The 25,532-nt window shown below is 74.1% G+C and carries 23 protein-coding genes and 1 tRNA gene; 7 read left to right on the forward strand and 17 right to left on the reverse strand.

All coding sequences use genetic code 11. The features are described 5' to 3' along the window. Positions 1-4: 4 nt before the first annotated feature. Positions 5-1,198 carry a DUF2201 family putative metallopeptidase gene (locus BSL84_RS01205; protein ID WP_075971924.1) on the forward strand — a complete coding sequence of 398 codons (1,194 nt, stop codon included), beginning with the start codon at positions 5-7 and terminating at the stop codon, positions 1,196-1,198. Positions 1,199-1,400: 202 nt separating this feature from the next. Here the strand turns inward: BSL84_RS01205 and BSL84_RS01210 are convergent, their stop codons facing one another. Together BSL84_RS01210 and BSL84_RS01215 are read right to left on the reverse strand one after the other, a co-directional pair. After that, a complete protein-coding gene (locus BSL84_RS01210) occupies positions 1,401-2,132 on the reverse strand; it encodes an alpha/beta fold hydrolase (RefSeq protein ID WP_075969600.1) in 732 nt (243 codons plus the stop codon). Positions 2,133-2,227: 95 nt separating this feature from the next. Continuing rightward, on the reverse strand, positions 2,228-3,730 hold the full coding sequence (locus tag BSL84_RS01215; RefSeq protein WP_075969601.1) for a hypothetical protein: 1,503 nt from the start codon (positions 3,728-3,730) through the stop codon (positions 2,228-2,230). 148 nt (positions 3,731-3,878) lie between these two features. Between BSL84_RS01215 and BSL84_RS01220 the strand changes: the two genes are divergently transcribed. The 4 genes from BSL84_RS01220 to BSL84_RS36840 all read left to right on the forward strand — a co-directional run bounded on the left by BSL84_RS01220 (position 3,879) and on the right by BSL84_RS36840 (position 8,218). Then, positions 3,879-4,583 (forward strand): VanZ family protein, encoded by a 705-nt coding sequence (locus BSL84_RS01220; RefSeq protein WP_075969602.1) that lies wholly within the window; start codon positions 3,879-3,881, stop codon positions 4,581-4,583. Positions 4,584-4,711: 128 nt separating this feature from the next. Further along, complete coding sequence (locus BSL84_RS01225) at positions 4,712-5,431, forward strand: response regulator transcription factor (protein WP_075969603.1); 720 nt, start codon at positions 4,712-4,714, stop codon at positions 5,429-5,431. Continuing rightward, positions 5,424-6,503, forward strand: a complete 1,080-nt coding sequence (locus BSL84_RS01230; RefSeq protein WP_075969604.1) for a sensor histidine kinase — start codon at positions 5,424-5,426, stop codon at positions 6,501-6,503. Before BSL84_RS01225 ends, BSL84_RS01230 begins: the two co-directional genes overlap by 8 nt. Before the next feature lie 230 nt (positions 6,504-6,733). Then, positions 6,734-8,218, forward strand: a complete 1,485-nt coding sequence (locus tag BSL84_RS36840) for a DUF4157 domain-containing protein (RefSeq protein WP_045323666.1) — start codon at positions 6,734-6,736, stop codon at positions 8,216-8,218. A gap of 123 nt (positions 8,219-8,341) precedes the next feature. Here the strand turns inward: BSL84_RS36840 and BSL84_RS01240 are convergent, their stop codons facing one another. The 3 genes from BSL84_RS01240 to BSL84_RS01250 all read right to left on the reverse strand — a co-directional run bounded on the left by BSL84_RS01240 (position 8,342) and on the right by BSL84_RS01250 (position 10,688). After that, on the reverse strand, positions 8,342-8,749 hold the full coding sequence (locus BSL84_RS01240) for a PPOX class F420-dependent oxidoreductase (protein WP_045323668.1): 408 nt from the start codon (positions 8,747-8,749) through the stop codon (positions 8,342-8,344). 378 nt (positions 8,750-9,127) lie between these two features. Continuing rightward, positions 9,128-9,643: a hypothetical protein gene (locus tag BSL84_RS01245; protein ID WP_234363386.1), complete on the reverse strand. Its 516-nt coding sequence runs from the start codon at positions 9,641-9,643 to the stop codon at positions 9,128-9,130. A gap of 103 nt (positions 9,644-9,746) precedes the next feature. Further along, the gene (locus BSL84_RS01250; protein WP_075969605.1) at positions 9,747-10,688 is read right to left on the reverse strand and encodes a LysR family transcriptional regulator; all 942 of its coding nucleotides are present in this window, start codon (positions 10,686-10,688) and stop codon (positions 9,747-9,749) included. Between the two features lie 314 nt (positions 10,689-11,002). Here BSL84_RS01250 and BSL84_RS01255 point away from each other — a divergent pair, with 314 nt between their 5' ends. Then, positions 11,003-12,001: an alpha/beta hydrolase family protein gene (locus BSL84_RS01255; protein ID WP_075969606.1), complete on the forward strand. Its 999-nt coding sequence runs from the start codon at positions 11,003-11,005 to the stop codon at positions 11,999-12,001. A gap of 103 nt (positions 12,002-12,104) precedes the next feature. Here the strand turns inward: BSL84_RS01255 and BSL84_RS01260 are convergent, their stop codons facing one another. The 5 genes from BSL84_RS01260 to BSL84_RS01280 form a co-directional block, all read right to left on the reverse strand. After that, positions 12,105-12,542, reverse strand: a complete 438-nt coding sequence (locus BSL84_RS01260) for a GNAT family N-acetyltransferase (protein ID WP_030030891.1) — start codon at positions 12,540-12,542, stop codon at positions 12,105-12,107. Positions 12,543-12,634: 92 nt separating this feature from the next. Then, entirely contained in the window at positions 12,635-13,279 is a 645-nt protein-coding gene (locus tag BSL84_RS01265) for a glyoxalase (protein ID WP_030030892.1), read from the reverse strand. A gap of 78 nt (positions 13,280-13,357) precedes the next feature. Next, positions 13,358-14,002: a response regulator transcription factor gene (locus BSL84_RS01270; RefSeq protein WP_030030893.1), complete on the reverse strand. Its 645-nt coding sequence runs from the start codon at positions 14,000-14,002 to the stop codon at positions 13,358-13,360. Continuing rightward, positions 13,954-15,105 (reverse strand): sensor histidine kinase, encoded by a 1,152-nt coding sequence (locus tag BSL84_RS01275; protein WP_234363387.1) that lies wholly within the window; start codon positions 15,103-15,105, stop codon positions 13,954-13,956. The genes BSL84_RS01270 and BSL84_RS01275 overlap by 49 nt, the downstream gene beginning before the upstream one ends. Positions 15,106-15,284: 179 nt before the next feature. Next, positions 15,285-16,142: a CPBP family intramembrane glutamic endopeptidase gene (locus BSL84_RS01280; RefSeq protein ID WP_107484708.1), complete on the reverse strand. Its 858-nt coding sequence runs from the start codon at positions 16,140-16,142 to the stop codon at positions 15,285-15,287. Between the two features lie 192 nt (positions 16,143-16,334). Between BSL84_RS01280 and BSL84_RS01285 the strand changes: the two genes are divergently transcribed. Then, the gene (locus BSL84_RS01285) at positions 16,335-16,577 is read left to right on the forward strand and encodes a DUF6332 family protein (RefSeq protein ID WP_075969607.1); all 243 of its coding nucleotides are present in this window, start codon (positions 16,335-16,337) and stop codon (positions 16,575-16,577) included. On the opposite strand, the gene BSL84_RS01290 is transcribed toward BSL84_RS01285, so the two are convergent. The 7 genes from BSL84_RS01290 to BSL84_RS01315 form a co-directional block, all read right to left on the reverse strand. After that, on the reverse strand, positions 16,574-18,094 hold the full coding sequence (locus tag BSL84_RS01290) for a DUF6493 family protein (RefSeq protein WP_075969608.1): 1,521 nt from the start codon (positions 18,092-18,094) through the stop codon (positions 16,574-16,576). The two genes, BSL84_RS01285 and BSL84_RS01290, sit on opposite strands and share 4 nt — an antisense overlap. A 152-nt stretch (positions 18,095-18,246) precedes the next feature. Further along, positions 18,247-20,004, reverse strand: a complete 1,758-nt coding sequence (locus BSL84_RS01295; protein WP_075969609.1) for a PKD domain-containing protein — start codon at positions 20,002-20,004, stop codon at positions 18,247-18,249. A 280-nt stretch (positions 20,005-20,284) separates the two neighbouring features. Further along, a complete protein-coding gene (locus tag BSL84_RS01300) occupies positions 20,285-21,433 on the reverse strand; it encodes an ALF repeat-containing protein (RefSeq protein WP_045321488.1) in 1,149 nt (382 codons plus the stop codon). A 129-nt stretch (positions 21,434-21,562) separates the two neighbouring features. Continuing rightward, a tRNA-OTHER gene (locus BSL84_RS35940) sits at positions 21,563-21,682 on the reverse strand. Positions 21,683-21,805: 123 nt separating this feature from the next. Beyond that, positions 21,806-23,368 (reverse strand): FAD-dependent oxidoreductase, encoded by a 1,563-nt coding sequence (locus BSL84_RS01305; RefSeq protein WP_079273075.1) that lies wholly within the window; start codon positions 23,366-23,368, stop codon positions 21,806-21,808. Beyond that, the gene (locus BSL84_RS01310; RefSeq protein ID WP_030032779.1) at positions 23,365-24,084 is read right to left on the reverse strand and encodes a class I SAM-dependent methyltransferase; all 720 of its coding nucleotides are present in this window, start codon (positions 24,082-24,084) and stop codon (positions 23,365-23,367) included. The genes BSL84_RS01305 and BSL84_RS01310 overlap by 4 nt, the downstream gene beginning before the upstream one ends. A 48-nt stretch (positions 24,085-24,132) precedes the next feature. Further along, a complete protein-coding gene (locus tag BSL84_RS01315; RefSeq protein ID WP_075969611.1) occupies positions 24,133-25,386 on the reverse strand; it encodes a lycopene cyclase family protein in 1,254 nt (417 codons plus the stop codon). Positions 25,387-25,532: the final 146 nt, after the last annotated feature.

Here is a 25,532-nt window from a genome sequence, read left to right on the forward strand (position 1 = left end):
GGACATGGACCGGGGCCTCGACCGCGCGAAGCTGCTGGCGGCCCGCTACAAGGCGGCCGAGGCCCGTCCGTACCTCGCCTCCGCGCTGTACGCCCTGACCGTGGTCCCCTCGGACGGGGTGCGCACCATGGGCGTCGACCGGCACTGGCGCTGCTACGTCTCCCCCGCCTTCGTCCGGGCGACCCCGGTCGTGGAGCTGGCCGGGGTGTGGATCCACGAAGTGGCCCACCTGCTGCGCGACCACCACGGCCGGGCCGAGCGGCTGCCGGCCGCCGACCAGCGCGACCACGTGCGGGTCAACATCGCCCAGGACTGCGAGATCAACGACGACCTGCTCGCCGACGGGCTGGTGCTGCCAGAGGGCCGGATGGAGCCGAGGCTCTACGGTCTGCCCACGGGCGGGCTGTTCGAGGCCTACCTGCCGGCGATTCCCCCGACGCCGCACGGGCCCGACTGCGGTTCCGGCGCGCACGGCAGCCCCGAGCCCTGGGAGCTGGGCGAGGACGGCGGCCCCGCCCGGGTCGGCCCGGTGGAGGCCGAGGCGCTGCGCCGGCAGACCGCCCAGGCCGTACGCGCCCACCAGCGCACCCGCGGCCGGGTCCCCGAGGGCTGGGCCCGGTGGGCCGAGGAGCTTCTGGAGCCTCGCGTCGACTGGCGCCAGGCCCTGGCGGGAGCGGTCCGCGAGGCCGCCGCGTGGGCGGCCGGCGCGGTGGACTACACCTACCGGCGTCCCTCGCGCCGTACCCCGGCCCTCGGCGGCCGGGTGGTGCTGCCCAGCCTGCGCAGGCCGCTGCCGCGGGTGGCCGTCGTCGTCGACACCTCGGGTTCGATGGGTCCGGACGACCTGGCGGCCGCGCTCGCGGAGGTCACCGGCGTCCTGCGGGAGGTGGGGATCGGCGGCAACCGGGTGCCCGTCCTCGCGTGTGACGCGGACGTGCACGCCGTGACCCGGGTGCGCAGCGCGGGCGAGGTGGCCCTGGCCGGCGGCGGAGGCACGGACATGCGGGTCGGCGTCAGCGCGGCGCTGGCCCTGCCCGACCGGCCGAACATCGTGGTCGTGCTGACCGACGGGTACACGCCGTGGCCGGACGAGACGCCGTCCTGCCGCCTGATCGCCGCCCTGGTCGGGCAGACCCCGCCCGCTCCCCCGTCCTGGGTGGAGACCGTACGGGTCACGGACCTCGGCACCCCGTCATAGGCTGCCCGGGGTCCGCCGGACTGCCCCAGGGCGTGTTGCGAAAGTCCCGTCTGGCTCGCGGCGCCTGGCACGGCACCTCGCCGCGTTGTCGGGATGGCCCGCGTACGACCGGTACGCGGACGCCCCTCCGCCTGGCGAGGCACCGCACCAGACACCGCGAGCACCGCCCTGCGGGCGGACGACGCCACTTTCGCAACCCGCCCTAGCTGTGGGGTGGCAGGTGCAGGGCGAAGCGGCGGACGGCGTCGGTGAACGCGCCGGGATCGTCGAAGTTCGCGAGATGGCGGGCCCGTGGGATCAGTTCGATGCGGGCGTCCGGGTGGGCGCGGGCGAACTCCCGTTCGCCGGAGCGGAAGACGGTGTCCTTCTCGCCGTTCAGGATCAGCACCGGCGCCTTCACATGGGCCATCGCACCCGCGTCGAAGCGGCCCAGTACCTCGCCCCATGCCGCGGGCAGCGTGTGGAAGGCGTAGCCGGCCCCGAGGGTCGCCTCCACCACCTCGGGTGGGTAGAGCCGGCGCAGCTGCCGGTCGTTCCAGCGGGTCAGCCGGTCCGCGGGTATCCGCGTGACGAGCCCGGCGACGCACCGGTACGGGGTCGCCCACGCGCCACGCGCCGAGGCGCTGGCCCCCGCCAGGACCAGCCCGCGCAGCAGCTCCGGCCGGTGCCGCGCGAACTCCAGCGCCGCGTAACCGCCGAGCGAGTGCCCGACGACGAGAGCCGGCCCGCGGTCGAGGGAGTCCACGGCGGAGGCGATGACCTCCGTCGCCGCCTTCAGACTCCATGGCTGGGCGGCGCGGGCGCCGTGGCCCGGCAGGTCGACGGCGGTCACCGGGAAGTCAGGTTCGAGCGCCGCGAGTTGCGGGCTCCACTGGCCCGCGCTGAACCTCGTACCGTGCACCAGGACGATGGGTGGTGCGTCCAGAGCCGTCATGGGTCCCCCGATCCACATCCGCGCTTTCTGTGAACCCACCCTAACCACGAGGCCGTTCGGGGCTCTGCGCCGGGTCGGGTACCGCGGCCCGCGGGTCAGCGGGTCAGCCGGGGCAGGTCCGCCCGGTCCAGCAGGGCGTGCAGTCGTGCGGCCGGCAGGCTGGGGTTGGCCGCGGCGCCCTCGGCCGTGACCGGGTCGTGGAGCAGCGCCTCAAGCGTCTCCCCGGCGAAGAGCGGGTTTGCCGCGGCGGCACGCCGGACGCGGTCGTCGGGGTCGGCCAGCAGTTCCGCGGGAGCCTGCCGGAGCGTCGGATCGGCGGCGGCCAGCATCCGTACCTCCGGGTCCTCGTGGTCGAGCAGGTGGGACAGCCCTGTCCGGGGAAGCCTGGACTGCATGAGCAGGTGGGCGCGTTGCCGGGGGCGGGCGACGAAGGCGGCCAGAACGGTCGCGGCCGGCGCCAGCGGGTGCCGTACGGCCAGCCGGTGGCGTACCTCCTCGTGCGGGTCCTGCGCGAGCCGTGCCACCAGGTCGGCGGGCAGCGCCGGGAACGTCGCGGCCACGAGGCGCAGCACGACCTCCCCGGACTCGGCGCAGGCCCGGTACCAGTCCAGGTCGGGCTCGGTGCAGGACTCCAGGAACGTGCAGGTGCAGTCGTGGTCGCCCTCGTCCATCTCGTGGTCGACGGCCCGGCACTGCTCCGGGGTACGGGGCAGCGGCTGTACTCGGGCGCGGGTACGCACCTGCTCATGGGGGTCCCGGGCGAGCTCGGCCCACACGGCCTGGTCCAGGCCGGCCCGGGCGGCGACGCGCAGGCGCACGCCGGGGTCGGCGTCGCGGGCGAGCCGGGCGACGGCGTCGGCGGGCGTGTGCCGGTTGCCGGCGATGCACCAACGGGAGTCCGGATCGGCCATCGCCGCCGCGACGGCGGCGTCCGACAGCGGGTCGTTGTGGAGGATCTGCCACCGCACCCGGCCGTGCTCCGGGAGGTCCTCCGTCCCCGCTGCCAGGTTTCCCGCACGGCGGCGTGCGGCGGCGCTCCGCACGTCCGGGTCGGGGTCGCCCAGCAGGGCTTCCTGTTCCTCGGGGGTCAGCAGGCCCCACACGTCCATGGCGAGGTACCGCACGGCGGGGTGCTCGTGCCCGCGCATCCGGTACCGGAAGGACGCGGTGACCTGCCAGGAGGACAGGAGCTCGCTCACGATCTCGCCGGCCGTGAGCAGCCCCGGCTCGGCCGGCTCCCGCGCGGTCAGCAGGGTGACGACGACGTCGTCGGGCAGCGGTTGTGGTGGGCGCGTGCGCGGGCGCGGCCCCGCGGCGACCGTCGCGCGCACCAGGTCGTGGGGGTCCTCGACCAGTCGGCCGCGCTGTGCCGGCCGGATGTGGGGGTTGCCTGCCAGGGACCGGCGCACCCGCCACTCCAGGTGTACGACGATCGCGTCCATGACCTCGTCGGGAGGGCGGCGCTCCTCGCACAGGATGCGACGCGCCTCCCCGGCGGCGGGATCGAGCAGTCGCAGCAGCACGTCGGCAGGGGCTGCGGTGTTGGCCGCGACGCCGCGCGGCCACAGGTCGGTCAGGGAGGGGGACGAGGTGGGCATCCGATCATCATGTCAGCTGCCCGCACGGGCCTGTTGGGCGGCGGCGGAAGGGTCGCTCCTCCGCCGGGCCCGGCCGGCCGGCCCCATATCGCGGGTGTATCGGAAAGCGCATACGCCGCGGCAACCGCCGTGTGTGTCGAATGGGGGCATGAAACATGACGTACCCCTGTCCGCGCCGCCCCGCCGCAAGGGCGGGTTCGTGCTCCTGGGCCTGGCGGTCCTCGGTCTGGCGGGCGCCCTGTTCGTCCTGCGCCGGCCGCTCATGATGTCCGCACCGAGGTGTGCGGCCGGGCGGTGGCACGGCTGCCTCGACACGTTCAACGGGGTCGTGCTGATGACGCTGGTCACGCTGCCGTTGGCGGTCGGGGCGGCGTGGCTCCTGGCGCGCCGCCGGCGCGGCGCCGGGGTCTCGTCGGCGTGGCCGCTGTCGCTGGCCGAGGTGGGCATGGTGCACGGGACGGTGCCGTTCGTATGGATGATCCTGATGCCGGGCGCGGGGGCCGGTACCGTTCCCGGGCGGGTGAGCCTGGTGCCGCTACGGGACCTGGTCACGATGGGGCCGCTCGGGATCGGCGGCAACCTGCTGGTCTTCGCGGCACTGGGGTTCTTCGCCGCCATGCGGTTCGCGGCGCTGGCGTCCGTGCCGCGGGTCCTGGCGCTCGGGGTGCTCTGCTCGGTGCTGGTGGAGACCGCGCAGTACGTGCTGCGGCTGGACCGGGTCTCGTCCGTGGACGACGTCCTGGTCAACGCCGCCGGTGCCGCGCTGGCCTCGCTGGCGTCGCGCCGCTGGTGGCGCACGGCCGCGGGCACGCCGTCGGACCGGCCCGGTCCCGCCCTGGCACCGGCTGCCTGAGGGAACGGGGGCGGAGTGGTGCTGCGGGGCGGTGGTGCTGCGGGGCGGCGGGGTGGCCTGTCGGCCTGTCCGTGGTCTGCGGGTCTGCGCATACATCGGCGATACGGTCCGCCGCTTAGGCTTCCGGCATGCGCGTACTGATCGTGGAGGACGAGCCCTATCTGGCCGAGGCCGTCCGGGACGGTCTGAGGCTGGAGGCGATCGCCGCCGACATCGCCGGTGACGGCGACTCCGCCCTGGAACTGCTCAGCGTCAACTCCTACGACCTCGCGGTCCTCGACCGCGACATCCCGGGCCCGTCCGGCGACGAGGTCGCCCGCCGTATCGTCGCCTCCGGCAGCGGTATCCCGATCCTGATGCTGACCGCCGCCGACCGGATCGACGACAAGGCGTCCGGCTTCGGCCTCGGCGCCGACGACTACCTCACGAAACCGTTCGAGCTGCGCGAGCTGGTCCTGCGGCTGAGGGCGCTCGACCGGCGCCGCGCCCACTCCCGGCCCCCGGTCCGCGAACTCGCGGGCCTGCGGGTCGATCCCTTCCGCCGGGAGGTCTTCCGTGACGGACGCTACGTCGCGCTGACCCGCAAGCAGTTCGCCGTCCTGGAGGTCCTCGTCGCCGCCGAGGGCGGGGTCGTCAGCGCCGAGGAGCTGCTGGAACGGGCCTGGGACGAGAACGTCGACCCCCTCACCAACGCCGTACGCATCACCGTGTCCGCGCTGCGCAAGCGGCTCGGCGCCCCCTGGCTCATCGCCACGGTGCCGGGAGTCGGCTACCGGATCGACACCCCTGCGGACACGGCTTGCAAGGGCGCGGGCGGCACCGGCGCGGGCGGCGGTACGGATGCGTAGACGCCCGGGGCTCAGCGCCCGTGTGAAACTCGCCCTCAGCTATGCCGGATTCCTCTTCGTCGCCGGCGCCCTGCTGCTGGCGGTGGTGTGGGCGTTCCTGCTGCGGTACGTGCCCGACAACTCCCAGGGGCTGCTCGGGATCTCCCCCAACCGCTACCTCCTCGTACACACCTTCGCGCCCGCCGCGGCCGTGGCGATGGCCTTCCTGCTCGTGTTCGGCCTGGTCGGGGGATGGCTGCTGGCCGGCCGCATGCTGGCGCCGCTCACACGGATCACGGAGGCGGCGCGGACGGCCGGCAAGGGGGCGCTGTCCCACCGGATCCGCATGGAGGGCCGCCAGGACGAGTTCCGCGAGCTGTCGGACGCCTTCGACTCGATGCTCGAACAGCTGGAGTCCCACGTCGCCGAGCAGCAGCGATTCGCGGCGAACGCCTCCCACGAACTGCGCACCCCGCTGTCGATCTCACGGGCGCTCCTCGACGTCGCCCGCAAGGACCCCACGCGGGACCGTGGCGAGATCATCGAGCGCCTGCACACCGTGAACAAGCGGGCGATCGACCTCACCGAGGCCCTCCTCCTGCTCAGCCGCGGCGACCGGGGCGCCTTCCGCCGCGAGCGCGTCGACCTCTCCCTCCTCGCGGAGGAAGCCGCCGAGACACTGCTCCCCCTCGCCGAGCAGCGCCGGATCACCCTCGGCGTCACCGGCGGAGCGGCCGTGACCCGCGGCTCGGCGGAGCTCCTGCTGCACATGGTGACGAACCTCGTCCAGAACGCCGTCGTCCACAACCTCCCCGCCGACGGCGCCGTGACGGTCCACACCGAGTCGTACGGAGACCTGAGCGTGCTGCGCGTCGAGAACACGGGCCGCCCACTCCCCCCGGAGCTGCTGCCGACGCTGACCGAGCCCTTCCAGCGCGGAACGGAGCGCGTACGCACCGACGAGCACGCCGGCGCGGGCCTCGGTCTGGCCATCGTGCACAGTGTCGTCCGCTCCCACGGCGGAACCCTCGACCTGACCCCCGGCCCCTCCGGCGGCCTCGTCGTCACGGTCCGCCTGCCGGCCGCGACGTAGCCGCCGGACGCGGTGGGGGCCGGCGGACTGCCCTGCGGGGGCACCTCGGTTGCACGGCGGGATGTGCGTCCGGGCAGAGTGCGCTCTCCGGGCGCCGATCGCCGGTTCGGAGCCGGCCGGTCAGCCGATAATGCTTCAGACCCCCTGGTCACGACAGGTGTGACCGCTCACGGGGATGTGGCCGGCAGCCGCCTGGTGCGGCTTCCCCGACGTACCGAGAAGGCGATCGCGTGAGTCCCAGGCAGCCCCGCTCGACGCGGACGACCGACGACCGGTCACCGCAGTCCTCACGCCGGCCCGCCGCCCCGCAGCAGGCGCAAGCGCCGCCCGTCGGACTGATGGCTCTGCAGGCCGGCGCGGGCAACGCCGCGGTCGTGCAGATGCTCCGCCGGGCCGGCCGGCTCCCGGAGCAGGAGGAGCACCGGCACACGGACGGCTGCGGTCACCCGCCGGCCGGGCAGCAGCACGCGGTGCAGCGGTCCGCCGTGCACGACGTCCTGCGCGCCCCCGGACGCCCCCTGGACGACGCCACCCGCACCGACATGGAGGCGCGGCTCGGAGCGGACTTCTCCGACGTCCGCATCCATGACGACAGCACCGCCAGGGCCTCCGCCGCGGAAGTCGGGGCCCGTGCGTACACCTCCGGCAGCCATGTGGTCATCGGCGCCGGCGGCAGCGACAAGCACACCCTCGCCCATGAACTCACCCACGTCATCCAGCAGCGCCAGGGGCCGGTCGCGGGTACCGACAACGGCGCGGGACTCAGGGTCTCCGACCCGTCGGACCGGTTCGAGCGGGAGGCGGAGGCCAATGCCGGCCGGGTCATGGCACCCGGGCACCAGGCCGCCGCGGACGTGCAGCGGCACACGGCAGCGCCCTCGGCGTCCGGCTCCCGGCCGTCGGTGCAGCGCGTCGAGAACCCTCAGGAGCGGTTGACGGTCGAGTACTGGGAGGACAAGGCAGGAGTGGGCGGATCCACCTCCGCGGCCGCCAAGGCCAGGTCCACGCAGATCGCCGATTCCAAGAAGGCGGCGAAGAAGTTCAAGGCCAGCAAGCCCGCGCGCACGATCGACGAGATCGTCAGGACCATCGGCCCCCGGCTCCTCGCCGACCTTGCGAGCATGCCGCCCGACGCCGGCCGGCTGGAGCTGTACCGGTCCATGAGCTTCGAAGAGGCTTACAGCGCCCTCACCTACTGGGGCGACGAGGCCTCACGGAACGAGATGACGGCGTACGTCGCCGAGGGCCAGGGCACGGGGAAGGGATTCCGGGACAACGGGTACACCGGCATGACGATCGGCGCCCACCTCGGCGACCAGGGGCAGGCCGACAACTACTACGAGAGCCAGGGCGAGCCCTACGCCGTCCAGCTGAGGTTCACGTTGAAGCCGGGCGCCCACGAACTCCTCTTCAACCAGGACCACATGGCGCTCGGGCCGGGTTACAAGAACGACCTGATCCGCAGGGCGAACGGCGGAGGCTACAAGAACGCCAACGCGAACGAGGGCACGCTGGGCGGGTACATCGGCGTCAAGGCCGAGGACAAGGAGCCCTACAGCCTCGGCATCGCGCAGGGCAACAACGGCAGGAACGGCAGGGAACTGGGGGCGAGCCAGCTGCTCTTCCAGTTGTTCGTCGAGAAGGTCGAACTCGTGAAGAACAGGTCCGGGAAGGACCTGCCCGCTGCCGCGGCCCCTCAGGAACTGGCCGCCTGAGGGGTCTGTCCGCGGTCGCCGGGGCTCCCCTGGACGCCCCGGACGGCCCCGGGGCGGGGCGGGCCGGAGGCCATCCACGGCGATCCTGCGACTACCAGTCGGAGGGCCACGGCTCGTACTGGACTAGATCGAGCCGACGACCTTGCGGGGAACGACCCGGACTACGACGCGCGGGGCGTCGTCGACGGAGGCGGGGTTGAAGTCCCGGTAGTCCTTGCCCGTGTACTTGCGCGAGAGCTCGTTGATCAGCTCCTGCCCGCCCTCGGTGGTCAGCTCGGCGGTGCCGCGCACCTCGGCGTAGGTGTACGGCGCGTCGGGCGGGTTGATCATCACGGTGACACGGGGGTCACGGCGCAGGTTCCGCTCCTTCCTGCGCCCCTCGGTGGTGGAGATGAGCAGGTCGTCGCCGTCGCGGGTGAGCCAGGTCACGGACAGTTGCGGGCTGCCGTCGGGCTGGATGGTCGCCACCGTCGCGAACATGGGGGATTCGTCGATGATGCGCTTCAGATCGTCGGAGAGTGCAGCAGACACGGGCGGAAGCCTTTCCGGGAGGGCGTCCCGCACCCACGGGGGCACGGAACCCACGACTACAACTGACCCTGTGTCACCATAGCCCGGGCGCAACCACCCGACGTGACAACGCGGCTGCCGGTGTCCGATCGCACTGCCTGCTGGGACCGGCCGGGCCCTGGGGCGTGTTGCGAAAGTCCCGTCTGGCTCGCGGCGCCTGGCACGGCACCTCGCCGCGTTGTCGGGCTCGCCCCCGTACGGCCGGTACGCGGACGACCCTCCGCCTTGCGAGGCACCGCACCAGGCACCGCGAGCACCGCCCTGCGGGCGGACGACGCCACTTTCGCAACCCGCCCTGGGGCGTGTCCGCCCCTGATCCGCCGGCCACCCCTGGCCGGCTCAGGGGCGGCCCGTCAGAGCCGTGCCGCAGCCGGTGCAGTAGCGGGCGTCCGCCTCGATCGCGTGGCGGTGGCAGCGGGGGCAGACGGCGTGGAGTGCGCACGGTTCGGGGGCGGCGGCAGGGGCGCTGCGCCCGATACTCATGCCGCGGCGCCTGCGGTGCGTGGTCAGGACGAGCAGGCCCTCGGGGCCGGCCCGCAGCGCCCGGCTGGTGCCGCGCGGCAGCAGCCCGATGAAGCCGGGCACCAGCTGGGTCATGGCACCGTCCAGGGTGAGGGTCCCGGCGCCTTCGACGACGACCAGCATCACGTCGACCTCGTCCTCGGTGTACGCCGCCCCGCCGGTCCCGGGCAGGTGGCGCACCAGGTTCGCGTCCAGCTGCCGGTCCGCGCCCACCAGCCGCCACAGGGCGCCGGTCCGCCCCTGTGCAACCGCCGCGGCCAGCCCCGCGACCGTTACGAACTCCGCCTCCCGCACTGCCTGCCTGTCCTTCGCACCCGAGCCGAACCTCACCACGCCACACCATCATGATCTCCCGCTCGTGGCGAACGGGCAGACCGACAACATTTACGGGCCGTGGCTGTCGGTCCCAGTGTGCATGTGAGCGCGTGGTCCGCCGTCAGCCGAGCGCCCCGCTCGCGTCTCCCGGCGGGTCGGGCAGCCAGTCGCGCGCCGGGGCGTATTCCAGCCAGCGCCGTTGCCGCGCCTGTTCCGCGCAGGCCGAGGTGAGGCTCTTCAGGCCCGGGTGTCCGTTTCCGGTGCGCCACAGCAATGACCAGGCGTACAGCGGCGTGGGGTTGACGAGGGGGACGGAGCGCAGCCCGGGGACCGGCGGCAGGGGCACGTCGGCGGGAAGCAGCGAGAAGCGGTTCGGGTCCTGTGCCACTTCGGTGAGGAAGTGGGCAAGGCCCAGGTTGACGCTCGTGGCCCTGTCCGGGATGTCGAACCGCTCGGCGAACCGGTGGAGGAAGTCGAGCCGGTCCAGGGTGCCCGGTGCCCACATCACGCTGCCGCGCAACTGGTCGGGGCGGAGCTCCGCCTCGGCCGCGAGCGGATGTGCGGCGCTCAGTACGGCGTCCACCGGTTCGAGGCGGACGAGCCGGTGCACCAGTCCGGGGTGCAGAGGCGGGTGGATCCGGCCGAAGGCCGCGTCGATGTCGCCGCGCAGCAGGGCGTCCGTGACCGACGGCAGATCCCGCCCGTGCCCCGGCACCAGCTCCCCGGCCTGCCCCGCGATCTGGGCCAGGGTCCGCATCGGCGCGTAGAGGTGCCCCCAGACGTCCACGTGCAGCGGGCGGTCCGGGCCTGTGGCCGCTGCGACCGCCGCGTCGGCGGCGGTCAGGGTCTGGCGGGCGGGCGGCAGGAAACGCCGCCCGGCTTCCGTGAGGCGCACGCCGTTGCCGTCACGGCGGAACAGCTGCGTTCCGAGGAGGGTTTCGAGTCGCGAGATGCGTTTGGACAGGCCCTGTTGGGTGATGCCGAGCCTTCCCGCCGCCCGGCCGAAGTGCAGTTCCTCGGCGGCGCGCACGAAGGCGCGCACCTGCGCCGTGTCGAGATCCACGCCCCCACCCTAGGGCCTGTATCGAGTTGCCCCGTGGAGCAAGGAGCGGCGTTCGGTGCGTGCCCTCGGCGTGCGGGACGAATGTCCTCGTAGCGGAGCTACCAGGACATTCGGCTCGTGCGCCAAGGGTGCGTGCCGGGCGTCGCGACGCCGCGGGGCAACTCGATACAGGCCCTAAGGGCCTGTCCGCGTGCGACAACCGGTGGTTGTCGGCCGGGTGCGTCCGTTGTTGGACCGGGGGACGGTCCCGGGCGTTGGATTCTCGGTATGCGAAGACTGATTCCCATGGCCGTCCTGCCGGCAGGGGGCGCCCGATGAGCGTCGCCGAGTTCGCCGCCGCCCAGTACACGCGGGCGGTCGGCGCGGGCCTGGACCCGCACGAGTACCGGCGCGTCACCGACGGCCTCACCTCCCTCTCCGGCTGGGGGCCGGCTTTCACCGAGACCGGGCACGCCTACCTGCGGCGTGCGCGGAAGGCGGCGACGTCGGTCTCGGCGGGCGGGTACCTCCTGACGGCGGCCCGCTGGTTCCACGTGGCCACGCTCGCGCCGTACGCGGAGGCCCACCGCGCCGCGGCCGAGGCGGACCACGCCCTGGGCCGGGCACTCGCCGCGCTGGAACCCGGCGCCCGGCGGGTGAGCGGCGAGGGATTCACCGGCTGGCTGCGCGGCCCCGCCGACGCCCTCGGCACGGTGGTCGTCGTCCCCGGTCTGGACTCGGCCAAGGAGGAGTTCCTGGACCTTTCGTCCGCGCTGCTGGCCCGGGGGCTCGCGGTGTTCGCGATGGACGGGCCCGGGCAGGGCGTCCTCGCCTCCTCGACCGCTTTCAGGCCGGACTACGAGCGGATCGTGGGCCGGGTCGTCGACGAGCTCGGTGTCGCACGTGTCGGCCTCGTCGGCCTCAGCCTGGGCGGCTTCTTCGCGGCCCGGACCGCGGCGCTGGAGGCCAGGGTCGCGGCGGTCGCCACGGTCAGCGGCCCCTTCCGCCTCGACTGGGGGCAACTTCCCCCGCCGGTGCGGGAGATCATGGCGCAGCGTGCCGGTGGCGAGCGCGCCGCCCGCGATTTCGCCCGGGAGGTGGATCTCGGCTCCCTGGCATCGCGTATCGCCGCCCCGCTGCTGGTCGTGGACGGGGGCCGGGACGTCATCCCGGGCGTCGCGAACACCGAGCCGCTGGCCCGCCTGGCGCCGTACGGCACCTACCTGTCCGTGCCACACGGCGATCACCTCCTGGGCAACGCGCGGTCCGACTGGCTGGCCCCCCTGGCCGACCACTTCGTACACGCCCTGGGCGGCGGGGAGGCGTCACGCTGACAGGGCGCCGCCCGGCGGCCTGGGCCGCCGGGCGCGAACCGGGGTGGAGCGGGCGGCCTTCCGCTCCGCCCCAGCCGGTTCCCGCGGCCGCCGGCCTGGCGGTTCACTGGCTGCCGAGTGTCATCCACCGCTCGGGCGCCTCCAGCGGGGCGAAGCCGATCTTGGCGTAGACCTCGTGCGCGTCGGCGGTGGCCAGCAGGACACGCCGCAGTTCGTACGGGGCGAGGTGGTCGCGCACCGCGGTGACGAGCGCGGTGCCGATCCCCTTGCCGCGCACGTCCGGGGAGATGTAGACGTCGCAGAGCCAGGCGAAGTCGGCGTGGTCGGTCACCACGCGCGCATAGCCGACCTGCGTGCCGGAAGCACGTTCGTAGACGCCGAAGTTGAGGGAGCCCGCGATGGCCCGGTCCTGCTTCTCCCGGGACCGGTCGCGAGCCCAGTAGGCGTCCTGCGACAGCCATCGGTGGACCAGTGCGTTGTCGATCCGTGCGGAGTCGGCGGATATCTCGTATGCGGCGGGAAGGAGTGTGTGAGTGGTCATGGCTGCATCCAAGCAGTTCCGGACACTCCCCCACCGCCGGATTTCGCTCCCGCGCGGTCCGGCGCCGTGCAGGCGGGGCGGGCGGCCCGTGGTCAGGGCTGTGCGGGGGCTTCCCAGGCGAACCCGTCGGGGTCGGTGAAGGCGTCGGCGGCGCCGCCGAGGACGATGCGGTGGGATCCGGTGCCGTCGGCGGGGACGCCGAGGTCCTTGGCCAGGGCGCGGCGCTTGTACAGCGCCAGCTTGACGGGTGCGTCCTCACCGGCGGTGAACTCGGCGTACTTGCCGCCGAAGCTCTTGCCGACGGTCAGGCCGCGGGCGACGTAGAACTGCCGGGTGGCCTTGACGTCCTCGACGCCGATGAGCAGGACGACCTCGTCGACGACGCGGGTGGCGGGGCCGGTGTCCTTCCGTGCCGAGGTCGCGATCTTCCAGATCGTGCCGTCGGGGGCCTGGACGACGCCGCCGTAGCCCCACAGTGACTTCGCGGCGGGCTTCAGGACCGTGGCGCCGGCGTCCACCGCGGCTGCGACGAAGGCGTCGACGGTGGCGGGGCCGGATACGGTGAGCGCCAGGGTGAAGCCGCGGAATCCGGTGGAGGGCGCCTCGGACGCCCGCAGCCGGACGTACCGGTCCACGCCGAAGGCGCTGTGGAAGCGGCGGGCGGATTCCAGGTCGGTCACCTCGACGGTGACGGATGCGAGGGACAGGGCGGCCGGGGTGTGCGCGGTGGTTGCCATGTCCTTCACGCTACGGGCCGGTGGGCCTTGGGGGCTTCTCCATTCCTGACCGGTCCGCGGTACCGGTGTCGTTCGGAGCTACCGCTTGAGGTAGGCCAGGACCGCCAGCACGCGGCGGTTGTCGTCCGGGGACGGTTCGATCCGCAGCTTGGTGAAGATGGCCGCGGTGTGCTTGGCGACCGCGCTCTCGCTGATGAACAGGGCCTGCGCCACCGCCGCGTTGGAGCGGCCCTCCGCCATGAGGCCCAGGACGTCCAGCTCGCGCGGGGTCAGCCCCGCCGTGGTGCCGCGGGCGTCGCCACGGGCCAGCAGCCGTGCGATGACCTGCGGGTCCATGACCGTACCGCCCGTGGCCACGGTGCGTACCGCGTCGACGAACTGGGTGGTGTCGGTGACCCGGTCCTTGAGGAGGTAGCCGATGGCGCCCTGGCCCCCGGCGAGCAGTTCGTGGGCGTAGAGCTGGTCGACGTACTGGGAGAGGACGAGGACCGGCAGCGCGGGCCGTATCCGCCGTGCGGCGAGGGCCGCCTGGAGGCCTTCGTCGGTGAAGGTGGGCGGCAGCCGGATGTCGACGACGGCGACGTCGGGGGCGTCTTCGAGGAGGCTCTTGAGGAGGGCGGGGCCGTTGTCGACGGCGGCGACGACCTCGAAGCCGTGGTCCTGGAGGGTGCGGGTCAGCCCGTCCCGGAGGAGGAAGAGGTCTTCGGCGAGGACGACGCGCACGGTATCTCCAAGGTCGCGGTGGTCGGGCCGCCCGGCGGGCTGTGCAGGACGAGGGTTCCGTCGAAGGGTTCCAGACGGCGCCGCAGCCCCCGCAGTCCGCTCCCGTCCGGGTCCGCGCCGCCGCGGCCCTCGTCGGCGACCGTGACGCGCAGCAGGCCGTCGGCGTGGCTCAGGCGGACGCGGACCTCGGGGGCTCCGGAGTGCTTGGCGGCGTTGGCGAGCAGCTCCGCGACGGCGAAGTAGCCGGCGGACTCGACCGGGGCGGGGAGCCGGCCCGGCAGGGCCGCCTCCACGTGCACGTCCAGATGGCTGTCGAGGGCCAGCGAGCGCACCGCGTCACCCAGGCCGCGGTCGGCGAGTACGGGCGGCAGTACTCCGTGGACCAGCTCGCGCAGGTCCTGGAGGGCCCGTCGGGAGGTGTCCCGTACCTCGTGCAGCAGAACCCGGGCGGCCGGCGGGTCGTGGTCGAGGAGGCGGGTGGCCTCGTCCAGGGTCATGCCCAGGGAGACCAGCCGGGCCTGCGCACCGTCGTGCAGGTCGCGTTCGATCCGTCGCAGTTCGGCGGCCTGCACGTCGAGGACGTCGGCCCGGGAACCGGTCAGGTGCTCGATGCGGCGGGTCAGTTCGGTGGTGTACGGGGCGGCCAGCAGCCGCCCGCTCCAGCGGGCGTGCAGCCGCAGGACCGGCGGGGCCAGCCACAGCCCCGCGGCCGTGAGGCCGAGGCCGAGCACGAGCGCGGCGAGCATCGCGGGCGTGGAGTCGACCAGGACGAAGCCGTACCAGTTGCCGTCGCCCAGAAGCCGCCAGACGAAGGGCTGGACGGCCGCGCCGAAGAGGCCGTACACGACAAGGGCCTGCGGTGCGGCGGCGAGCAGCGCGCCCGTCCAGGGCTCCGCCCAGGCCCAGCGCAGGTCGTGCCAGAAGCCGGCGTCGCCGAGGAGCGCGAGGGCTTGTCGGCGGCGGCCCGCCGGACCGCCCTCGGGCGCGGTGGGGCGGGGCGGCAGCGGTCGCGGCGGGCTGATGGCCGTTCCCGTCCACTGGGCCGCCCAGCGGCGGTAGCGGTCGGACAGGCGGCGCAGGGCCGACGCGGCGGGCGGGAGCACGAGGAGGCCGAACGCCGACGGGCAGCAGCAGCAGGGCCCCGATCACCAGGCCGCCGGCCCCGCTCACGGCGAAGGCGGCCAGGGACAGCAGCTGGCAGCGGCCGAGATCGGCCAGCGCCGGCCCGATGCCGGGCCGCCTGCCCCCGAACTCCGCCATGCCCACCTGTCGTCCTGTCATGTCAGCGCGCTCCGGGCGCCGTCGCGACCGTGATGCTATCCGGCGTGACCTCGTGCGCCGCGCGGCGGGCGGTGGCGATCCACGGGAGGGCGGCGGCCAGGGCGGCGGCTCCGAGGAACAGCATGGGCGCCGTCCTCGCCGCCGACTCGTCCGTCACGTACAGCATGCCGAGGTTGATCAGGGTGTGGAAGCCGCCGGCGAGCAGCAGCCGGTTGCTGCGTACGCCTTCCAGGGCCAGGCCGAGGATCACGGACATCGCGGTGGTGGCCAGCAGGAAGCCGGCGGCGAAGGCCGGTTCCTGTGTGAGGACCGGTACGTGCCAGAGGCCCCAGAGCAGTCCGACCGCCGCGGAGGCGGTGATCGGGCCGAAACGGGTGCGCAGCAGCGGCTGGAGGTAGCAGCGCCATCCGATCTCCTCGGCGCACGCCCCGATGAACTGGGCGGCCACCAGCAGGGCGAGGGGGTGTGCCAGGGCCCGGGGGCTGGTGACGGGCAGCGAGCCGGAGGTCAGCAGGCCGCCGCACGCGCACAGCGCGATGAGCAGGACCGGTGTCAGCAGGAGTGCCGCTGCCCGGCGGGGGCCTGCTCCGCTACGGGTACCGGTACCGGTACCGGTACGGCCGGGCAGGATGCCCGCAAGCCGGTCCCTGGTCCGGTACGGCCACAGGAGCGCCACGGCGGCCACCGCGACGGCGGGCCCCAGCTGGGTCAGTTGCACCACCTCGGGCGGGATGCCGGTCGCCGGCTGGAGGGCTCCCGCCATCCCGGCGGCCACGAACGCGACCGCGAGGAACACCCCCGCCTGCGCCGCCCATCCCGTCGGCGGCGTCCGCCGCTGCCCCTGCTCGTGTTCCGGCATGCTGCCCGGCCTCCCCGTAGCGCGATCGGGCGTGCCTGTCACGCCCCGCCTTCGACTCTGCCGGTACGGGGTCGGGCCGGTCCCTGCACGTGGATACCGAGGGGGGTGTACCCAGGTACACCCCGGCGGGGCGGCGGGCCCGGTGGGCCTGGCCGCGTGGACTGCCGGCCGGGCAGATGCGATTCTTCAGCCATGACGACAAGACAGCGGAGCCAGGCCGAACGGGACGCGGTCCCGGTGGAGATCGGCTATGCGGTGCTGAGCGCGTGCTTCCTCGGCGCCCTCGTGTTCGCGACGATCGCCGGGCCGACCGCCGTCTGGGACCTTCCCGCCGCAGTGGAGGACTTCCTGCGTGTGGCCGGGCTTTGGGTCGCCGGCCTGCTGGCCGTGGCCCGTGTGGTCCATGTCCTCTGGCGATTCGGACAGCCCCGCTAGGGGTGCCGTCGAGGGACCCCGCCACCCGGACGGGACTTCGACGGCACCCCTTGGAGTCCGGCCCGCCGGCCGGTGAGGGCGGAACTCAGGCGGCGGGCTCCGGATATGACGGTGGATGAGCCGCGGCGGGCCGCGGCCGCCGCCACCGCGTCGGGGACCGGGCCCGTGGCTGCGCAGTGCTCGGCGCAGGAGGCGGCCACGGCCAGGACCTCGCCCGCGCCCCGTACCGAGGGCAGCAGGGCCGGCAGCACCTCGGCGAGCACGGTCCACAGGGTGGCGTGCGCACCGGCCGCCGCGGCGGAACGTGCGGCGTCCGCGAGCCGGTTGGGCTTCACCGTGCCCAGGGCCGTCATGGCGGCGAGTTCGCGGCCCAGCAGCGGGGCGTCGAGATCGCCGCGCGCCGCCAGGACGAGCAGCGCCTCCACCGCCGGGCTGCGGCTCTCCACGGACCGCCCGCCCAGTCCCGCGGCCACGGCGGCGTGCAGGGCGGGGCCCGCGGGGCCGCCCAGGCGGGCGAGGTGCGGCAGCATCCAGGAGCTGCCGTGGTCGCCCGCCGTCGCCGCGAGCGTCACCTGCGGCAGGAGCCACGCCGCCTGGGTCTCGCGGTCCTCGGGCAGCACGGACGCGCGTACCGGGTGCCCTCCGTGCCAGTGATAGCACTGGGTGAATCCCTCGTGCGGCCTGCCCAGCCAGTGGAACGGCTCGGGGAACTCCCGCTGGAGGGCAGCGCGTTCCCCGCTGGGGCAGGTGATCTGCGCGGTGGCCGCGCCGGTCCGCTGCCAGGCCGTGTGGGCCGAGGGGTCCGGTTCGACGACCCGGCGCAGCACCGGGGCCGGTTCGCCGTCCGGGCCAAGCCAGGCGGCGAGCCGGGCGCCTTCCGCGGTACCGAGGCGGGCCGCGGCCGTGGCGGCCGCCGCGCCGCCCGCCCCCGCGGCGTTGTCGCGCCGTACGCGCAGCAGTGCCTGCCCGAAGTCGGCCGGACCGGGCCGCACGCCCAGCCGGCGGTACTCGGTGAGGCGTTCCACCAGTTCGGCGGCCTCCAGCGTGCCCGTGTCCCAGGTGGGCGTGGACAGCAGGAACGGCAGGGGCTCCTTGGACCTGAGCCGGTACGCGATCTCGCGCAGCCGCGCGGTGAGCACCAGCTCAAGCCCGCCCTGCGCGCAGTCCTCGTGCCCCCGGCCGCGGCGTACGTGCTCGGGTTTGAGGCTGTACCCCGGCACCTGCCACAGCAGCGTGGCCGCCACGACGTCCACCCCGCCGAGGCGTTGCGCCTCGATCTCCTCGGTGTAGCGGTGCCCCAGTGTGTCGGAGAGCGCCCGGGTGAGCGGGTGGCGGTCGTGGTGGGCGTGCCGTACCAGCCCGTCGAGCGAGCGCTCGAAGTCCGCCACGGTGTGCGCGCGGGCGCCGAGATGGGCCGCCGTCAGCTCGACGGTCTCGGCGAGCGCCTCGGGCGCCGGGTCGAGCCGCCGTACGGGAGGCACGGGCGGGAGGGTGTCCTGAGTGGCGGTCCAGATCATGGCCGCAACGGTAGAGGAGCGCACTGACACGCCCCCGTGGGCCCTGGCAGGCCTCCTCGCGACGACGGAAGGGGTGGCGGGAGGGGTGGCGGGAGGGGCGGCCGAGGGGGTGGCGCGGTGGCGCTCCGGGCGCGCCGCGCCACCCCCGCGGGTCACTTCGTCTGGTAGACGCCGAAGACGTCGAGCACCACGTCGGCGTCCTCGTGGCCCTGGTTCCAGAAGGTGATGACGCCGTGCTCGCCGTCGCTCGCCTGGACCATGTTGGGGACGGTCTCGCCGGCCGTCCAGTTGAGGGTGGAGGAGCCGGGGCGCGGTCCCGCCGGTGCGGCGGACTCGCCGTACTCCGGCAGCGGGTGGGGGCTCGGGGCGACCGAGAGGAATCCGGTGCCGCCGGTCTCGGTGACGGTGGCGTTCAGCACGTAGGCCTCGACGCCCTCCGCCGGCTCGGGGGTGAAGCCCTGCGTGATGAACTCCCGGGCCTTGAACCTGCCGCCCGGCCATCCGTACGCCTGCTCGCGGGTGTCGAGCGTACGGAAGGGGGTGAAGGGCAGGAAGGCGGCCTTGCTGTCGGGGCTGTAGTAGCCGACGACGTCGACCACCACGTGGGTCGGGGACCAGGCCCCGTTGAAGACCTTGATCGTGCCGTCCGCGGCCACCGGTACGATCACCGCGTTGGCCACGGTCTGGCCGGGGACGAAGTTCAGGTTCGAGGCCGTCGGGACCGGTCCGGCGCCGGAGAAGGCGGTCAGGTGGCCAGGGCCCTCCGGTTCGGTCACCGTGACGTTCAACGCCACGGCGGTGACGTTCTGCGGTACGCCTTGCAGGCCGCCGATTCGGGTGGTGAAGGCGCTGCGGGAGGCGAGCTTGCCGGTGGCGGTGCCGAGGCCTTCACGGGTGTCGACGAACCGGGCGGGCGTCATCGAGGTGTATCCGTTCGCCGAGGCCCGGGTGAAGTATCCGGTGACGTCGGCGATCAGGTCGACCGGCTGCCAGCCGCCGTTGAAGAGCTCCACGTACCCGTCTTCGCCGACGGGCACGATCACCATGTTCGGGACGGACCGGCCGGCTGTGTAGTTCAGGTTCGACGTGTTCGGGCGGTCGTAGCCGACTCCGGGCCACACGGTCACGTGGCCGCTGTCGACGGTCTCGGTGACGGTGATGTTCAGGGCCACGGCGGTGGCGCCCGCGGGGACGGACGCGTTCCCGGCCACCTTGACGCGGGTGGACCCCTGCCCGGCGACCTTGCCGGCCGCGGCTCCGGTGCCGTTGCGGGTGTCGAGGAGCCGGGTCGGGGTGTGCGGGGTGAAGTCGGCGCCGGGGGTCAGGAACGCACCGCCGTTGGTGGCCTGGACGCCGTTGGCGGCGTCGGTCACCTTGACCTGCACCTGGTACTCGCCGGACTTGTCGTACGTGTGCGAGCGGCGCAGCTCGAAACTGCCCTGGGCGGTGAGCGTGTCGCTCTTCCCGTCGCCCCAGTCGACGACGATGTCGAGCGCGAAGTCGGCGCTGGTGATCAGGGCGGTGAGCTGGATCCCGTGAGCGGTGTAGCTGGTGCCGCTGACGTCGACGGCCAGGTCCGGGTTGGCTGCCGCGTCGAGGGCTGCCTGCTCGGCCGGTGCGGCCTCCGCGTTCGCCGCGGCCGGTGCGGCCTCCCCGGCCGGTGCGGTCTGATCTGCCGCCGCGGTCCTGGCGGTCCGCGGTGCGGCGGTCTTGGTGCTCCCCTCTGCCTTCCCCTCGGTGGCGGTGGGCAGGGTGGTGCGGATCGTGCGATCCGCGGGGCTGTGGAAGCCCTCGGACGTGGACGCCTCGGCGACCGCCTCGGCCACACCGGCCGCGACAGGTACGGGATCCGCCGCCTGCGCGATGCCCGGGATGATGCCGAGACCGGCCGCCACGAAGGCAGCGGTCATTACGAGTCGGTGGTTGCGCACCGGCCCCCCAGTTGTGGTGATGAGCGAAGAGGGGCCACCGTATGGAAGGTTCCGGCCAAGGGTCACAGGGTTCCGGCCCCGTTCACTCCATAGGGGTCAACACCCCACTCGTGTGCGGTTTGTGATCGACCGGAGAGTGTCCGCGCCGCGGCCAGGTGCCGAGGGCGGGCGCATCGGAATGCGGAGGCCGTGGCCTGCGGGAAGACACGAAGCCGCCACCCGCGGGGTGACGGCTTCGTGGTCCGATCCGGGCTCGGCGTCAGGCCTTCGCACCCGCACGGCGCATACGGGCCGCGAGCAGCAGGCCGGCGCCGGCGACGAGCGCGGTGCCCGCTCCCCCGGCGACCAGGGTGGTGCCGTCGCCGGCGCCCGTGGCGGCGAGGGGAGCGCCGTTTCCGCCCTGGGCGGTGACGGCGGTGTTGCCCGAGGCGGACCCGGAGCCGCTGCCGCTGCCGGCCGACGGTGTACCGGAGCCGGAGCCCTTGCCCTGGTCGTCCTTGCCCGGGGCGGGCTTCTGCTTGTCCTTGGCCGCCTCGTCCTTGGCGCGGGCCTCGTGCTGGCCCGTCTTGAGGAACTCGGCCCGTTCGGCGGCGGTGCCCGCCAGTGCGGCGCGGCCCGCCTTGACGAGTTCCGGACCGCCACCGTCGATGATCCTGGCGATCGCGACCCGGTTGTCCTGGTCGCGGAGCTCGTGCTGGGTCACCTCCAGGAAGTGGCGCAGCTCGGCCGGCGTCGGCGACCCGTTCAGGAGCTTGCTGATGGCATCGCTCAGGATCCGGCCGTCCCAGCCCTCGTCGATGCGGGCCAGCTCGACACGGTCGTCCGAGGCCTGCGCGAGGAACCGGCCCGTCTTGAGGAAGGCGACACGGTCGGCGGGGCTGCCGTTGAGGGCCTTCTGGCAGGCCTCCTTCACCGACGGGCCGCCGGTGCTCAGGAGCTTGAGGATCTCGACGCGGTTGTCCACGTCGCGCAGCTCGTGCTGGGTCACCTCGTAGAAGTGACGCAGCTGCTCGACGGTCGTGCCCTTGTCGAGAATGTCGTTGATGCCCTCCGTGAGGCTGCGACCAGCCCCGTGGGTGAGGCGGAGGATCGCCACGCGGTAGTCGTCGAGGCGGATCCTGTGCTGGTCCACCTCGATGAACGTGCGCATGGCCTGCGGGCCGTCGGCGATGGCCTTCTGGCCGGCTTTCTTCATGTACTCGCTGGCCATCGGGTGGGCGATGATCGCGAGGATGGTCTTGCGGTCCTCTTCGGCCTGGTCGGGCGCGGGCTGGTCCGGCGTGGTCGGTGCCGGCTGGTTGCCGGCCGCCGGGGCGTCGGAACCGGCGGCGAAGGCCGGTGACGCGATGAGGACTGCCGGAGCAAGGGCAGCGGTGGTGACCGCTGCGGCGATCCGGGACAACTTCACAGACAAAACCCCCTGGAAACGTTTCTTCGCCCCAGAAGACATATGGCCTGGGCAGATGGTTGCGTCAGGACACCGCTTTTCGATCACTCGTTTCGGACCGCCGTCCGCGGTCTTCGGGGCGTTCGGTCGCGGTGCCGACGGGATTTGAACCCGCGAGACAGCTGGGGGCAGGTCCGCCCCTTCCCCGTCAGTCGCCGTGGGAGGAACCTCGCCCACGGCGATCGCATTGGACCGCTCTGCCACGGCACCGCAACCTGACGGGAGCGCGCGCGCTCCCGCTCCGGCCAAGAGTAGAGAAAGTGATCACCGAGGACGAATCGTTTTCCCGGCCACCGGCCACCGGCTGCCGGACCGGCGGGGCGGTCGGGCCGGTCAGCGCCTCGCCCACGCGGCCGCCTTCCGCAGTACGGCGCCTCGGCCCCGGTCCGGTACGGTCCACAGCGCTTGGCCCCGGACGCCCCAGCGCTTCAGGAGGGCGTTCGCGGCCAGGAAGCCGGTCGTGGCCGCCCGTTCCATCAGGGCCACGGGCAGGTCGGTGCGGACGCAGTCGCCGGCCACCATCAGGCCGGGATCCGGCGTGTGGACGGTCGGGCGGTCGGCGTAGCCGCCCACCGGGAACAGCGGGCAGTCCTCCCGCCATTCGTGCCGGGCGTCGACGACGGCGGCTGCACGGGTCTCCGGGTACACGCGGTGCAGCTGCTCGACGAGGTGCCGCTGCTCGGCGGGGCGCGCGGCGTGCGGGTCCACCGCGTAGGCGTGCAGTTCCACGACGGACCCCCCGGTCCGTGCCGCCCAGCGGGCCGCCTCGTCCTCCCAGCGGTCCAGCACGCTGATGTTGTCGAGCCCGCCGAATCCGCTGGTGCCCAGGAACCCGGGGCGGTCGGGGGCGACGGGCCGGTCCAGCCACAGCCGGGTGACCAGGAAGGGCGGGGCGGTGCGCAGGCCGGTCAGGCGCTGCCGCCAGGCCGCGTCGCCCAGCCGTGGGGAGCGGGCGGCCAGGGACCGCAGGCCGGTGGAGTCCAGGGCGAGGACCACGGCGTCGTACCGGTGCTCCTCGCGGCCCCCCGCGACGACGAACCCGCCGCCGGCCGGGGTGACGTGCTCGACGGGACTGCTCGTCCGTACCTCGGTGCCGTGTCGCTCCAGGTACCCGGCCAGGGGGCGCCACAGCGCCTGGGGGTAGGCCGAGCGCGGTACGTCGAAGAGCAGGCCCTCGGCGGAGCCGAGGAAGTAGATGTGGAACATCAGGGCCATCTCGGCCGCCGACAGCCGGCGCGGGTCGGCGAAGAAGCTCCGGGAGAACACCTCGAAGGCCAGGTGGCGGGCCTGCGCCGGGAAGCGGACGGCCTCCAGGAAGTCGTAGGCGCTGACGCCGTCGAGGCGGTGGTACACGTCGGGGACCCGGACGTCGAGCAGCGGCAGAGCGCGTACCGGGTCCATGGCGGGCAGGTCCCGCATCCGGAAGGAGGGGCTCAGTGCCGCGAAGCCGAGCGCGCTCCACGGCGGGGTGCGCGGTACGCGCCGGAAGCTGTCGCGCAGCCCGTCGGCGTGCAGCAGGGGGTAGTCGGGGAGTGGGGCGAGGCGGGCCAGGGCGGGGTCGGTTCGCCGCAGCAGGCCGCGCAGGTTGTAGTACTGCCGGAAGAACGCGTGGAAGCCGCGGCTCATCGTCACGGCGGTGCCGTCGCGCAGCCGGGTCGGCCACCCGCCCGCGCGTCCTCCGAGATAGGGCTCGCGTTCGTACAGGGTCACCGCCACTCCCCGTTCGGCGAGCGCGGTCGCGGCGGCGAGGCCGGCGATCCCGCCGCCGACCACGGCGACCGTGTGCCGGGCGGTGGCGCGAGGGGTTCCGTGGTGCGCGGGCAGGACGCGGGCCCGCCGGTCCCGGCCGCGGCGGGCGGCGGATCCGGGGCTTGCGGGACGTACGGGGCGGATCACCGGGGGTCCTGCGTGCGTTCGGCCACGAAGGTGTGGGTGATGCCGGTCTGCCAGCCCGGCAGGGGCAGCGCGCGGACCCGGTCGAAGCCCGCCTCACGGATGCGGGCGGCGAACCGGTCGGCGTGGTCGAAGCGGACGACGCTGTGCCACAGGTGGCGGTACAGCGGCCCGTCGCCCAGCAGGGTCGCGGCGGGCCGGACGACGCCCCGGCACACCAGCGTCCACACCGCCCGGTCGGCGCGGCGGCCGCTGAGGCTGTACTCGTGGACCGCGAGCCGTCCGTGCGGCCGCAGCAGGGCGCGGACGGTGCGCAGGACGGCGTCCGGATCGGAGACGTTGCGGAAGAGGTAGGCGGCGAACACCGCGTCGTACGGGCCGTGCACGCCGGCCCGCGCCAGGTGTTCGGCCGGCGCGTGGACGAAGCGGACGCCGTCCGCCCAGGGTTTGGCGGCGGCCCGGGCCAGCATGCCGGCCGAGGCGTCCACGGCCGTGATGCCGGCGTCCGGCAGGACGGTGCGGATCGCGGCCGTCGAGGCGCCGGTGCCGCAGCCGAGGTCCAGGACCCGCAGCCCCTGCCCGCGGCCGGGCAGGCCGAGGCGGCGCACCGAGCGCCGCAGGTGCGCGTGGTAGCCGGGGTTGGCTGCCACCAGGGCGTCGTAACTGCGGGAGGCGTGGTCGAACGCGGCGGCCAGTTCCTCGTCGCGCAGCAGGGTCATACGGTCTCCAGGCGGTCGGGGCGGGAAGGGGGAGGGGCGTCCGGCGGGTCAGGTGGAGGCGCGGCGGGGCAGGCCGGGCAGTTCCAGGGCGGTGCGCAGCATGGGCCCGACGGGGGCGTGCCGGCCGACGGCGAGGTCCTCCCACAGGTTCGTGCGCCCGTCGAGGAAGCGCAGCAGCCGCACCGCCGGTACCCGGGTGAACAATCGGCAGAACAGTTCGGGTCCGTCGACGCGGCCGGTGTCCAGGGCGCGCAGGAGTACGGCGTCCATGGCGCGGGCCCGCGCGGAGTGCGCGGCCGGTGGTACGGGGCTGCGGCCCTGGCGCAGCGCGGCGGCGACGGACCGCGTCTGGCGCTGGAGTCCGGCGAAGGTGTAGCCGGTGGAGGGTCGGGTCGCGCCGCCGGCGGCGCCGATCCGGAACACCGACGTCCCGACCCGTCGCGGCAGGGGGGCGTCCGTCATGGGGATGACGCCGGTCTCGGCGGCGACGATCTCCATGTCGCCGAGGGGGATGGCCAGGACGTCCGCGGTGTAGTGCCGCAGGGCCGCCTCGTAGCCGCTCGCCGTCAGGGCGCGCGGGGAGAACTCCGTGTACTCCACGAGGGCTTCGTGGGGGCTGGTGGGCAGGACGTAGCCGAAGGAGAGCCCGGAGGCGGGCTGCGGTGTGCGGAAGTCCATCAGTTCGGCGCTCCCGGGGGCGAACGCGGGGTGGGCCGTGCGGACGAACCAGCCGTGGAAGTGCTGCAGCAGGGTGGTGCGGGCGGCCGGGAGACTGCCCGGGGGCCGCGAGTCGAACACCCAGCGCGCCTCCAGTTCGGCGGCCCCGCCTCCGGGCGGGGTCATCAGCACGCGGGCCCCGGTCCCGGCGGGGATCTCCTCGACGGTGTCCACGGTCGCTTCCAGGCGCCGGACGTTGGGGCTGCGGGCGAGGTCCCGTGACACCAGGGCCTCGAAGTCGTCGGAGCGGATCATCTTGTACCGCAGCGGCGCGATGTCCGCCTCGACGGCGGGGCCGACGGGCGGCCGTACGCGCAGGTGGCGCCATCGCGAGCGCACGGCGGCGTCGAAGCGGCCGGCGCCGGCCTCCCAGAAGCACCAGGTGCGCGGGCCGGGGCGCAGCGGGCCGGGCGGCGCGTCGATGAGGACCACGGACGGCACGGGGCCCCCGCGCGCACCGCGCGCCCCGGGCACCCCGTGCTCCCCGTGCACCCCCGGCCGGCTTCCCGGGTGTCCGCTCAGCCGGTGGGCCAGCGACAGCCCGGCGGCTCCCGCCCCGATCACCGCCACGTCCGCCTTCAGCACGGCTGCTCCCTCCGTCCGGTTCCGCGGGCACGTTCCACGCGGGGATTCCCCGCCGGGCGCCGGATCGGATGCGGTCCGTGCCCGCGGGTCACCTGGTCAGCCGCGTCCGCACGATGGCATTCGTGAGCAAATCGGGCATCTGCGCC

It is taken from the genome of Streptomyces sp. TN58 (assembly GCF_001941845.1).
In the GTDB taxonomy this organism is placed as follows: Bacteria; Actinomycetota; Actinomycetes; order Streptomycetales; family Streptomycetaceae; genus Streptomyces.

Coding starts and splice junctions, on each gene's coding strand:
- BSL84_RS01205 (WP_075971924.1), top strand. CDS start 5: ATGGACCGGGGCCTCGACCGCGCGAAGCTGCTGGCGGCCCGCTACAAG.
- BSL84_RS01210 (WP_075969600.1), bottom strand. CDS start 2,132: ATGACGGCTCTGGACGCACCACCCATCGTCCTGGTGCACGGTACGAGG.
- BSL84_RS01215 (WP_075969601.1), bottom strand. CDS start 3,730: ATGCCCACCTCGTCCCCCTCCCTGACCGACCTGTGGCCGCGCGGCGTC.
- BSL84_RS01220 (WP_075969602.1), top strand. CDS start 3,879: ATGAAACATGACGTACCCCTGTCCGCGCCGCCCCGCCGCAAGGGCGGG.
- BSL84_RS01225 (WP_075969603.1), top strand. CDS start 4,712: ATGCGCGTACTGATCGTGGAGGACGAGCCCTATCTGGCCGAGGCCGTC.
- BSL84_RS01230 (WP_075969604.1), top strand. CDS start 5,424: ATGCGTAGACGCCCGGGGCTCAGCGCCCGTGTGAAACTCGCCCTCAGC.
- BSL84_RS01255 (WP_075969606.1), top strand. CDS start 11,003: ATGAGCGTCGCCGAGTTCGCCGCCGCCCAGTACACGCGGGCGGTCGGC.
- BSL84_RS01260 (WP_030030891.1), bottom strand. CDS start 12,542: ATGACCACTCACACACTCCTTCCCGCCGCATACGAGATATCCGCCGAC.
- BSL84_RS01265 (WP_030030892.1), bottom strand. CDS start 13,279: ATGGCAACCACCGCGCACACCCCGGCCGCCCTGTCCCTCGCATCCGTC.
- BSL84_RS01280 (WP_107484708.1), bottom strand. CDS start 16,142: ATGCCGGAACACGAGCAGGGGCAGCGGCGGACGCCGCCGACGGGATGG.
- BSL84_RS01285 (WP_075969607.1), top strand. CDS start 16,335: ATGACGACAAGACAGCGGAGCCAGGCCGAACGGGACGCGGTCCCGGTG.
- BSL84_RS01290 (WP_075969608.1), bottom strand. CDS start 18,094: ATGATCTGGACCGCCACTCAGGACACCCTCCCGCCCGTGCCTCCCGTA.
- BSL84_RS01295 (WP_075969609.1), bottom strand. CDS start 20,004: ATGACCGCTGCCTTCGTGGCGGCCGGTCTCGGCATCATCCCGGGCATC.
- BSL84_RS01310 (WP_030032779.1), bottom strand. CDS start 24,084: ATGACCCTGCTGCGCGACGAGGAACTGGCCGCCGCGTTCGACCACGCC.